Source organism: Sphingobacterium kitahiroshimense, from assembly GCF_025961315.1.
In the GTDB taxonomy this organism is placed as follows: domain Bacteria; phylum Bacteroidota; class Bacteroidia; order Sphingobacteriales; family Sphingobacteriaceae; genus Sphingobacterium; species Sphingobacterium anhuiense.
In genome coordinates, this window is record NZ_JAOQNK010000001.1 from 4,672,040 (window position 1) to 4,683,146 (window position 11,107).

Here is an 11,107-nt window from a genome sequence, read left to right on the forward strand (position 1 = left end):
ATTCATCATTGCGTATTTGTTTTTAGATTTACGTATCTTTGCGCCAAATTATTGATTTTGACTACTACAGATATACAATTATTAACACCACAACATTGGAAAGATTACGAGTTAATCGATTGTGGTGATTTCGAGAAATTAGAACGCTTTGGCAATTTAGTTTTGATTCGTCCAGAACCGCAGGCTGTATGGCCAAAAACGCTATCTGCAGCGGAATGGAATAAACGCCATGATATTAAATTTAAAGGTCGCTCTGCTACTTCGGGAGAATGGTTGAAAAAAAATCCTAAAGCGCAGGATCGTTGGCATATTCAATATAAAAATGATGATGTTGCGATTAAATTCCGTCTGGGATTAACTTCATTTAAGCATGTTGGTATTTTTCCTGAGCAAGCGGTTAACTGGGATTATATTTCACAGTCAGTGCGTGCTTTTGAAACTGAAAATCCTAAGGTCTTAAATTTATTTGCTTATACAGGTGGTGCATCATTGATTGCGCGTGCCGCTGGAGCAGATACAACTCACGTGGACTCTATTAAACAAGTAGTTAGCTGGGCTAATGAAAACCAAGAGTTGTCGGAAATTGATAATATTCGTTGGGTAGTAGAAGATGCATTGAAGTTTGTAAAGCGTGAGGTAAAAAGAGGAAATAAATATAATGGTATTATTTTAGATCCTCCGGCTTATGGTCATGGTCCTAAAGGGGAGAAGTGGAAACTGGAAGATCATATCATGGAAATGATGCATGATGTGGTGCAATTATTAGATCCTAAAGAACATTTCTTGATTTTAAATACTTATTCGTTAGGTTTCTCTTCTGTTATTGTGGAGAACTTAATTCGTACTGCGTTTCCAAAAGTAGAAAATCTAGAAGTCGGAGAGTTATATTTGCAAGCTACTGCGGGACCAAAATTACCTTTGGGTGTTTTTGGTAAGTTCAGAAAAGTTGCTAAATAGATACGATAACAAAATATAAATTAATAAAAGGATAGCCGATTGGCTATCCTTTTACTATTAATAAGTTTCTCTTTAATTCAGTATATTGTATTGTTGGAACTTATTAAAATTTTATTTCTGCGAGTTCTCTTTCTGCACTTTTGAGTTGCTCCGGTATACATTCTACAATTTGATCTGAAAACCCCTTTAGCTCATTTTTTAATCTGCTGTAATAAGCTATTCCTTCTATAAGTTGATTTTTGAACTTTTCAACATATTTTATTTTTTTGTCATTGACCGTGTCGGCATTCATTTCTACATATTTTTTGATGTGTGCTACATATAAGTATAGTTCACTAATAAATAAAAATGGCCTTTTATCATTTTTGATCAAATCGTCTTTGCCATAAATATGATTAATCATCTGATCAAGGGAGAACTTATTTTTAAACCAAACAGTATTTGGACCTGGACAAATGGATACAGCATCTTGTTCTTTATGTTTCAGGATGTTATATTTTAAATATGCCGGGGCAGCTAGTCCATCACATAAACATGTCTTTTCTGTAATAAGATCATATTCCATATTATAGGTTTTTTGATCTAATGATTTTCCCTGTAATTCTTTTATTTTTTTATCTTGATATGCACGTGAAGCTGTACATAGCGGTTCATTACTGAAATCTAAGTTTGATACGAGATATTTCTTTTTACATGGACTTCCGGGTCTTCCTTCTTTTATTCTTTTTAAGCGAAGGCGTTCTGCAGAGCTTTTTCTGAAATTATTAAAAGGTACTCCGAGAGGAGAAGCTCCACTGATATAAAAGTCTTCTTCTTCCGATGTGGTCAGTGCTAATAATGTTTCATCATCGACTGTGGTTGCTTCAGGGACCAATAAAAATGGTGATCCCCATCCTACAGCATCAAATTCATAATGTTTCAGTAGGAATTGATGTTCACTTGATGTGCCCACACCTCCTTGAACAGTGTATTTAATCGGCGGAGCAGCTTGGAAGTTGCAACCTTTTTGTAACCAATAATTCTGATAAATGCTGAATAGTTCTTCCTGTAATTCGTGTTTTTTATTTTTAAATTCGGATAGGATAGGACCTAATAAAAATCCTTCTGTTGCAAAGGCATGTCCGCCACAATTTAGCCCAGACTCTACACGAAATTCTGAAACCCAGATTCCTTTTTTCGCTAAAAACTTTGCTTGAATCAATGCCGATCTGTAGTCGCTAACTTTTAGTGTTATTTTTTTCTGAAAAGTTCCATCTTCTTGCTGGCAGAAAGCAGGCAACTCTGCTAAATAGGCGTATAGTCTTGGATTCATACCTGCTGATAAGATGACAGACGACTGCAGGTCTGATTGTGCAAAACCTCGTAAGGCAGCTAGCGCGTCTGAGTAAGTATCATCTAATGCAATTCCATCTTTATCATAATTAATTTTGTCGACTTTAGACATGATATTGACATCGATATCTCCAGCTTTGATAAAGGATCTAAGGATTTGCTTTTTTTTAGCCTTTTCTAAGATATCTGTTTCTGAAAGCATCGCATAATAGATATTTTTTGCGGGGTGGGATTCGGGGATGAGCTGGAAGTAGCGATCGATCTCTGATCCTTTTTCAAAAAACTCTATACGCATATGCTCAATTTGTTCTTGAACAATGTTGGAAACCAGATTTAAATAACTGGAAATACGATGAGCTCTGTAGTCAGGTTCTTTTTTTGTTATCGGATGGTATTCTTTTTTGTTTAGGGTACAATAGTATGCTCGAATACGCTCAATTAATTCATCATCTACAATGGATATCACAGATGAAATACCAAATCGAGCGACTTTTAAAGGGGAATCTATTGAAAATGCTAGACCCAAAACGGGAATATGGAATGAATGCGTCATATCAGTTTTATTTCAATACGAAATACCGAATAAAAAGGATATGAAAAAGTAATGTCTGTGTGTTTAAAAAATGATATGCGTCACTTTTATTATATACCTAAAGAATCTTCTGCCCGATCTCATGTAATAGTTATGATTCTTTTACACCTTTAGTTGTAGTACAGTTTTACAGCAGGTGAACGAATGGGATTTCTAAAATGGCTGTATGGATAATATGAAAGAAAAACAAGCGGTCTTAACCCGCTTGTTTTTCTAATTTCGCCAGTTTGGCTAATTCTTCTTCTAGATCTAGTTCTACACGAAGATTATTGACGATATGTTTTTGTCTATCGGGAGTGTTTTTACCCATATAGTATTCTAAAAGTTGCTGTATTTTATTGTCTTTAGATAAGAAGACAGGGTCTAAGCGCATATCTTTTCCGATAAATAAACCAAATTCGGAAGGAGAAATCTCTCCAAGTCCTTTAAATCGGGTAATTTCGGGCTTATTTCCTAATTTTGCAATTGCGCGTTGTCTTTCTTCATCGGAATAGCAATATATGGTTTCTTTTTTATTCCGTACACGGAACAAGGGTGTCTGTAAGATAGACACGTGACCAGCCTTTACTAAATCAGGAAAAAACTGAAGGAAAAATGTCAAGAGAAGTAAGCGGATGTGCATACCATCTACATCGGCATCTGTAGCAAATACAATGTTGTTATAACGTAAGCCATCTAAACCGTCTTCAATATTTAAAGCATGTTGCAGTAAATTGAACTCTTCATTTTCATAGACAATTTTTTTAGACATGCCGTAAGAGTTTAAAGGTTTTCCTTTTAAACTAAAAACAGCTTGTGTCTGTACATCTCTAGATTTAGTAATTGAACCTGAAGCTGAATCCCCCTCGGTGATAAATAAGGTTGTTTCCTGATTACGTTCGTTTTTATCGGAGAAATGGACCTTACAGTCGCGTAATTTACGGTTGTGTAACGAAGCTTTCTTGGCACGTTCATTTGCAAGTTTTTTGATACCGGCAATATCTTTACGTTCTCTTTCCGATTGTAAGATACGTTTTAACAGAGCGTCTGCTGTATCTGAATTTTTATGCAGGTAATCGTCCAATGCTTTTTTTAGAAAGTCATTGATAAATGTTCTTACAGTTGGACCATCAGGACCGATGCTTTGGGAACCAAGTTTTGTCTTGGTCTGTGATTCAAAGACCGGCTCTTGCACTTTGATTGCGATCGCGCCAATGATAGATGACCGTACGTCTGATGCTTCAAATTCTTTTTTATAGAACTCACGGATTGTCTTCACTAAGGCTTCGCGAAACGCTGCTTGGTGTGTTCCTCCTTGCGTTGTATGTTGTCCATTGACAAAAGAGTAGTATTCTTCACCGTATTGCTGTCCGTGGGTAATCGCGATTTCAATATCCTCACCCTTTAGGTGAATGATAGGATAACGCATGGATTCGGTGTCAATATTCCGCTCTAATAAATCTTTTAGACCATTTTCAGAGATGAATTTCTGTCCATTGAAATTGATAGTTAATCCAGAATTTAAAAAAACATAATTCCAGATCATGTTTTCCACAAACTCTAAACGATATTTGTAATTTCTAAAGATGGTCTCATCCGGGTAAAATATAACTGCGGTGCCATTACGCTGTGTTGTTTCTTTTTCTTCATCTGATAGTAACTCACCTTTACTAAACTGTGCGATACGGGTTACTTTTTCGCGGTATGATTGTACCGTGAACTGTCCAGACAAAGCATTGACAGCTTTAGTACCGACACCATTAAGACCTACAGACTTTTGAAAGGCTTTGCTATCGTATTTACCTCCGGTATTGATTTTGGATACTACATCTACGACAGAACCAATGGGAATTCCACGTCCGTAATCCCGAACAGCGACTTTATTGTCGTTGACCGTAATATCGATCGTTTTTCCAGCTCCCATCACAAACTCATCAATAGAGTTGTCGACTACTTCTTTTAATAAGACATAAATACCATCGTCGTAAGCAGAACCATCTCCTAATTTCCCAATATACATACCGGGACGTAAGCGAATATGTTCTTTCCAATCGAGGGAACGTATACTATCTTCGTTATAAGTACTCATGTTTTTTAATTATTCTTCGGTGTGTAGCAAAAATAGCAAAATAAAGATTAAATAAGTGCAGTCACGATCTGAAAACATTTATTTAGAATGGAAGATTTCTCTAGAGGAGCGTTTGTGTAATTGTTCTCCAATAAATTGTATAAATATTTATATTGCATTCCCTATTATTTACTTAAATTTAGGAAACATTATAAATAGAAATTATGGGCTTATTTGATAAAATACGGAATGAGTTTATCGATATCATTGAATGGGTAGATGATAGTCCTGATACTATAGTCTGGAAATTTCCACGGTATCAGAATGAAATAAAAATGAATTCGCAGTTAACAGTACGAGAAGGACAAGTTGCTGTTTTTATGAATGAGGGGGTGATTGCGGATGTCTTTACTGCGGGTAGACATGTGTTGACAACTCAGAATATGCCTATCATGACGACCCTCCAAGGGTGGAAATATGGATTCAATAGTCCATTTAAAGCAGATGTGTTTTTCATAAGTTTGCGTCAGTTTACTAATCAAAAATGGGGTACTAAAAATCCTATTATGTTACGGGATGCTGAGTTTGGTCCTATACGGCTTCGGGCTTTTGGATCTTACGCTTTTCAGGTTAAAGATGCTGCTGTCTTCTTAAAGCAAATTGCGTCGACTAATCCAACTTTTACGGTTGAAAGTATTAATGAGCAACTTCGAAATATCGCTGTAACCAGAGGGATGGATGCAATTGCAGAGTCAAAAATTGCTGTCTTAGACCTAGCTTCTCATTATGATGAGGTATCCAACTTTATACAAGAGAAAATACGTCCTGAATTTGAAGAGATCGGTTTGAATCTAAATAAATTTCTAATTGAGAATATTTCATTGCCCGAAGAAGTTGAAAAGGTACTGGATAAAAGAAGCAGTATGGGTATTGTTGGAAATTTAGGTGCTTATGCTCAATTTCAAGCAGCTAATTCCATGGAAAAAGCTGCTGAAAACCCCAATGGCGGTGGTCTTATGGGCGCAGGAATGGGTGTTGGATTAGGTGCCGGAATGGCTGGCCAGATGTCAGGTATATTTCAACAGAATAAATTTGAAGGCAATAATCCGACGGGTGCCTCTCCATCGGTGGCACCACCGGCGATACCGCAAGCGGTTCAGTATTTTCTAGCGATTAATGGTGTTCAAGAAGGACCTTTTTTGATTGATCAGTTGAAAGACGAGGTAAGAAGCGGCAAACTTGTTTCTTCTACACTCGTTTGGAAAGCTGGGCTGGAAAATTGGATTGAAGCGCGTGAAATTGACGAATTGACAAGCTTGTTTAATGCTGGCCCTCCGCCAATTCCGGGGGCATAGATTCTGTTTATGAGTTTTGAGGAAAAGACAACGGAAGTTAGTCAGGATTTAAAGTGTCAGGGTTGTGGGGCGATTTTAGCTTACCAACCAGGAACGTCATATCTAAAATGTGCTTACTGTGGTACTGAAAATCAGATTAAGGAAAGTGAGTTAACGAACCAAGTTATCAGTCCGGTTGATTATGAAGAATTTACAGCAGCAATGCAAGATATTCATGACGCTCGGTTTACGGTTGCTGCTGAGGTGGTGCATTGTCAAAACTGTGGAGCCAATTCTACATTAGATCCGCATGTTACAGCAGATTTATGTGCTTTTTGCGCTTCTCCTTTGGTGATTGACCATCAAGAAAAACGTATTGTAAAACCACATGGGGTGATTCCGTTTTTTATTGAGGAGAATAAGGCATTTCCGCTTTTTAAAAAATGGGCTGGAGGTTTATGGTTTGCTCCCAATGATTTTAAGCGAATTTTTAGTGCGCAAAATAATAGGTTGAAAGGTGTTTATATTCCTTTTTGGAGTTATGATGCCGAAGTGAGTTCTTCTTATGAGGGGCAACGAGGTGAATATTATTATGTCACTAGAACTAGAAGAACTGCTGATGGCAAAACAGAGACCTATGAGGAGCAACAGACCAGATGGTATTATGCTTCTGGACGTGTTTTTAATCGATTTAAAGATGTTATAGTTAGTGCTTCAACGTCATTACCTAATAATTTTGCTTCAAAAATAGGTCCTTGGAATATGGAATATCTGAAGCCTTTCAATGATCAATATCTTAGCGGATTTATCGCAGAAACCTTTAGTATTGATCATGTGGCTGGTGCTCATGCCGCCAAAAAAATTATGGATGATGAGATCGCTGATACCGTCAGATCGGATATCGGCGGAGATACGCAAAGGATTGACGATATTGATTCTGTTTATAAGGATATCAGGTTAAAGTATATCTTACTTCCGGTTTGGCTGTCGGCTTATCGATATAAGGGTAAAAGTTATCAGATTATGGTTAACGCATTTAACGGTAAGGTTTATGGACAACGACCATATAGCTTTTGGAAGATTGCGCTCTTGATATTGTTTGTAATAATTCTAGTTGTTTTGTTAAGCCAAATGGGATAATCTTCTTATAAATAAAAAATGGTCTTATTGAAAATACAATAAGACCATTTTTTATGATATGATCGATAGCTTTATTTGTTTAAAGAAAGTAAGAAGCCTATTGTAAAGTTGGCATCCCAGTCAAATACAAAGGTATCGCAGTTCGTAGCATCTTTAATTGCTTTATAGATATTTACCCCACTTTTGATTTTTACTTTATCGGTATTATAGGTTTCTGGATTATTTAATACTGTGAAACGTTCTTCGCCAGTACGTGTTTGTTGGGCCAATTCAAATGGCACTCCCCCTATGATAAAACAGATTTCTCTGTTGGCTGCAGGAATTTTTGCTGTTAACGTTTTTACTTCAGTATAAACATCTTCATCTTTTAAGTTCTTTTCGTAGTATTTCGCACCTGGTGCTTCAAGTGATTTTGTTTCACCAGCAACCCATGAAATTTTAGTATTACCTGAGCCAATATCTACGACAAAGGAATTGTCCTGATAAGAAGGAGGAAGTACGCATTTTAGTGCTAATTTACCTTCTTGTTCTGCTGTTACTAAATTAACAACAAATCCCATTTTCTTTAGTTCGGAAACAATAACTGCTGTCTTAGGTTCTTTTTGTGCGCCGGAGCTGATGACAAAGTGTATGTTTTTTGATTTAACACCTTTGTCAAACATAGTTCCAATGTAGTCTTTAAGTCCTTTCCGAATATCTTCTGTACTGGCTAGACCTTCATAGACAAATGATTTGCCAAAATCTTTGGAAATGATTTCCCAGTGATTCTGCTTATCGATATTTACGACAAAAGAATTGAAACCTGAGGCTCCGACTTCGATTACTCCTTTATATTCACCATTTACAGGTTTTTCAGGTTGATAGTTAAATGTTCTTTTATCGTCAGTTGATTGTTTCGATGGATTGGACGATATATTAATAGCTGTGGTATCGGAGGTGCTCGTTGACTGTCCATCAAATTTACCAGAATCGAAAGCCCAATAGCCCAGAGCCAGTAATGGGATTGCAATAATTATTGCTTTAATTGGCCAACGTAATCTAGCCCATGTTGATTTTTCTTCCATAATTATAGTGTATTTTTTTTAAATTGATTAATCTAATAATGTAAATCCCTTATCTATTTTTTCTTCCGGTTTGAGTTCATAACTTGCGTCTGCCATCTGGCTTACATTCAGTACTTTCAAATTTCGTTCATCTACTTTACGGATAAATTCTTCTAATTCTACTTGGGTAGGAGCTCCTCCTACTGTTATGTTATTGTTTTGATCTAAAAAGTCAAGGTTTGATCTGATCGAAGCAATATTTTGGCTGATGGCTCCTGTTGCGGCATTCATGGCTTCTTGGAAAGCCCAACCGTCTTTTATATTAAAGACATCGGCAAGCCCTTCTGTAGCATTTTTCATCTTTTGAGTAGCTTCTAGTTTTTTTGAGATAATCGAAATACTGCTGTCTAGGGTACTTACATAAATTCGAGCAGCACTTTCATTATCTTTTAGTACTTCTAGTACCTTCGCAAATTGATTAGCATACTGTACATAGCTTCTCGCATTTTGCTCTTCAGACTCTCCTTCTTTTCCTAAGAGAAATGCTTTTGTCCGTGTTTCTTTTGCATTTCGCATATAAGCATTCGCTTTCTCCGTATTGTTATTTTTCGATTCATTTTGGGCATTTTCATCTTGACTTGCCGCTTCTGCAGTGAAACGTTTTGCATAAATGTATTTTTCTTCTGCTGTTTTTTGTGCGGTTTCACCGCTTTGAATCATATCGATACGAACGCCATCTACATTACTTATTTTTTCTTTTACTCTTTTTAAGGTATCTTTTGCGTCTTTTGATAAAAGCTGTAAGGTCTCTATTGGATTATTACGAATAATGGCTTTTTCGCCTTTAAATAAAAGGACAGTGCCAAAGCGATGTAATAGCTGAATAATTTTTGGCGCTAATAGTAATAAGGTTATTAATAAAATACTGAATATTACGAACAAAATACTTTTAGCGGCATATTCAAGCATGACGGGTAAAAACTTGAAAAAAGCAATTGCTCCGCCAATAACCAATGCCCAGAAGAATATACTGGAGATTGTCTTTTTGGCTTCTGGTGTTTGCATCTGAGCAGGCAGATGGTCTCCTAATACTTGAAAAATTGGTAGCTGTGATTTTATTTCAGCTGGAATATTAATGTACTGTTCTTTCTTTTCCATTGGTTTATATCTTATGAGATTGACCTTTCTATAATTGCTAAGGTTGTTTGTATATCATTGACGACTTCATTGACAGCGGCGTTTCCAATTGATATCTTTTGCTCTATCTCTTTTAGTTTTGGCTCATATTTATCATTAATCTGGGCTAGGGTAATTTGTTTCTTTTTCAAATCATCCTGAAGCTTTGCAATGCTATCGGTCAATGTTTTTATTTCATTATTTAAGGTTGTCTTTTCAAATTCACGGTCTTGTTCTGCTTTATGCTTTTCCGATTCTTTTTGCTGTGTTTCTTTGGCTATGGTTTCTTTCAGTTTGTTAGCATAATTAGTGCCAGTTGTTTTCAGCTTGTCCTTTGTTAAAGTATTATCAACAAACTTAAGCGAAGTATAGGCTGCTTTCAGTGTTGTTTCGTCTACTTTTCCCATTGCAGCCGCAGCATTCCATACCTCAAAAAAGTCTAATCCTTGTTCATTGAGTCTTTCCAGTATTCCGAGCACCTTCAGTTTCATTTGTTTAATATCGGTGGATCCGTCATTGGCTGTAATGGGTATGGCTGGAGGCTGCTGGTTTGAAACTGTTTTTATTTCGGGGGCTGTTGAATAATCTTTTATTTCTGTAGCGGGTGGATTTTTTTGGATATCGGGAGACGGGGTTTTGAGCTGAGTCTCTTCCTGATCTGTAAAAATTAGCTTTTTAAGACTATCCAATATACTATAGCTTTTATTGTTTCCTTGATCAGTCATAATTTTTGTTAGTTAAGTCTAGTAAAAATAATAAAAAATGGTAATCTTGATTCATATTACTACATTTTTAAAACATTTATTTTATATCACGATTGCTCTGTCGGGTAATCCGAAATTTAATTGTAATCTATTTAATGATAAGGGATAGGCTAGGAGGGATATAAATCAATCTATTGAGTTTGGGATAAAAAAAACTCGGAAAGCTAATTTCCGAGTTTTCGTGATGATAAGAAATAATAATTTGAAACGATTATTTTATCTACCAAAATCATCTTGAACACGAACAATATCGTCTTCGTTTGAAGGATTTTCGATATCGGTATGTTGCCATATTTCAGCTAATATACCGTAACCATCTAATCCGATTAATCGGTGGCGCTGACCTTGACGAAGTTTGATGACACTACCTGCTGTTAGCGTTTGTACAACTGATTCGTCATCTGTATCCGATACCATAACGCCCACAGTTCCGTGAATTACTTTCCAAATTTCGGCACGACGGTGGTGATACTGCCATGATAATCTTTTTTCGGGAGCTACAACGAGAATTTTTGGACTTAATTTGCCAGAAATTTTTAGATCTTTTACATCTAATCCGTCGAAATACTCATCGGCAAATTTTTGTGCTTGATCTTCGTTGATTACAAAGAAACCTCCCCAGGGTCTTGTCTGATCTGATTTATCAATTTCAAATCCTTTTTCTTTTAACGCTTTATCTAATTCCTCAAATAGCGTTGATTTATCAGTTACCATAAATATGT

General features: G+C 36.3%; 9 protein-coding genes. 3 read left to right on the forward strand and 6 right to left on the reverse strand.

Features of this window, described 5'->3' with window-relative positions:
- Positions 1 to 51: 51 nt before the first annotated feature.
- Entirely contained in the window at positions 52 to 957 is a 906-nt protein-coding gene (locus M2265_RS20240; protein WP_132771003.1) for a class I SAM-dependent methyltransferase, read from the forward strand.
- Between the two features lie 103 nt (positions 958 to 1,060).
- Here M2265_RS20240 and M2265_RS20245 read toward each other — a convergent pair whose 3' ends face one another.
- Together M2265_RS20245 and M2265_RS20250 are read right to left on the reverse strand one after the other, a co-directional pair.
- On the reverse strand, positions 1,061 to 2,842 hold the full coding sequence (locus M2265_RS20245) for a hypothetical protein (RefSeq protein WP_132771002.1): 1,782 nt from the start codon (positions 2,840 to 2,842) through the stop codon (positions 1,061 to 1,063).
- Positions 2,843 to 3,077: 235 nt separating this feature from the next.
- Complete coding sequence (locus M2265_RS20250; protein WP_021188656.1) at positions 3,078 to 4,949, reverse strand: DNA topoisomerase IV subunit B; 1,872 nt, start codon at positions 4,947 to 4,949, stop codon at positions 3,078 to 3,080.
- 203 nt (positions 4,950 to 5,152) lie between these two features.
- On the opposite strand from M2265_RS20250, the gene M2265_RS20255 reads away from it, so the two are divergent.
- Together M2265_RS20255 and M2265_RS20260 are read left to right on the forward strand one after the other, a co-directional pair.
- Complete coding sequence (locus tag M2265_RS20255) at positions 5,153 to 6,283, forward strand: SPFH domain-containing protein (RefSeq protein WP_132771001.1); 1,131 nt, start codon at positions 5,153 to 5,155, stop codon at positions 6,281 to 6,283.
- A 9-nt stretch (positions 6,284 to 6,292) separates the two neighbouring features.
- On the forward strand, positions 6,293 to 7,402 hold the full coding sequence (locus tag M2265_RS20260) for a zinc finger domain-containing protein (RefSeq protein WP_132771000.1): 1,110 nt from the start codon (positions 6,293 to 6,295) through the stop codon (positions 7,400 to 7,402).
- Positions 7,403 to 7,473: 71 nt separating this feature from the next.
- On the opposite strand, the gene M2265_RS20265 is transcribed toward M2265_RS20260, so the two are convergent.
- From M2265_RS20265 to M2265_RS20280, 4 genes are all read right to left on the reverse strand, one after another.
- A complete protein-coding gene (locus tag M2265_RS20265) occupies positions 7,474 to 8,466 on the reverse strand; it encodes a hypothetical protein (RefSeq protein ID WP_132770999.1) in 993 nt (330 codons plus the stop codon).
- 27 nt (positions 8,467 to 8,493) lie between these two features.
- Positions 8,494 to 9,603 (reverse strand): hypothetical protein, encoded by a 1,110-nt coding sequence (locus M2265_RS20270; protein WP_021188659.1) that lies wholly within the window; start codon positions 9,601 to 9,603, stop codon positions 8,494 to 8,496.
- 11 nt (positions 9,604 to 9,614) lie between these two features.
- Positions 9,615 to 10,346, reverse strand: a complete 732-nt coding sequence (locus M2265_RS20275; protein ID WP_132770998.1) for a hypothetical protein — start codon at positions 10,344 to 10,346, stop codon at positions 9,615 to 9,617.
- Positions 10,347 to 10,601: 255 nt separating this feature from the next.
- On the reverse strand, positions 10,602 to 11,099 hold the full coding sequence (locus tag M2265_RS20280; protein WP_021188662.1) for a phosphomannose isomerase: 498 nt from the start codon (positions 11,097 to 11,099) through the stop codon (positions 10,602 to 10,604).
- Positions 11,100 to 11,107 lie beyond the last annotated feature (8 nt).

Excerpts from the sequence above, each read along its gene's own strand:
- M2265_RS20245 (WP_132771002.1), bottom strand. The coding sequence starts at position 2,842 with ATGACGCATTCATTCCATATTCCCGTTTTGGGTCTAGCATTTTCAATA.
- M2265_RS20250 (WP_021188656.1), bottom strand. The coding sequence starts at position 4,949 with ATGAGTACTTATAACGAAGATAGTATACGTTCCCTCGATTGGAAAGAA.
- M2265_RS20255 (WP_132771001.1), top strand. The coding sequence starts at position 5,153 with ATGGGCTTATTTGATAAAATACGGAATGAGTTTATCGATATCATTGAA.
- M2265_RS20260 (WP_132771000.1), top strand. The coding sequence starts at position 6,293 with ATGAGTTTTGAGGAAAAGACAACGGAAGTTAGTCAGGATTTAAAGTGT.
- M2265_RS20265 (WP_132770999.1), bottom strand. The coding sequence starts at position 8,466 with ATGGAAGAAAAATCAACATGGGCTAGATTACGTTGGCCAATTAAAGCA.
- M2265_RS20270 (WP_021188659.1), bottom strand. The coding sequence starts at position 9,603 with ATGGAAAAGAAAGAACAGTACATTAATATTCCAGCTGAAATAAAATCA.
- M2265_RS20275 (WP_132770998.1), bottom strand. The coding sequence starts at position 10,346 with ATGACTGATCAAGGAAACAATAAAAGCTATAGTATATTGGATAGTCTT.
- M2265_RS20280 (WP_021188662.1), bottom strand. The coding sequence starts at position 11,099 with ATGGTAACTGATAAATCAACGCTATTTGAGGAATTAGATAAAGCGTTA.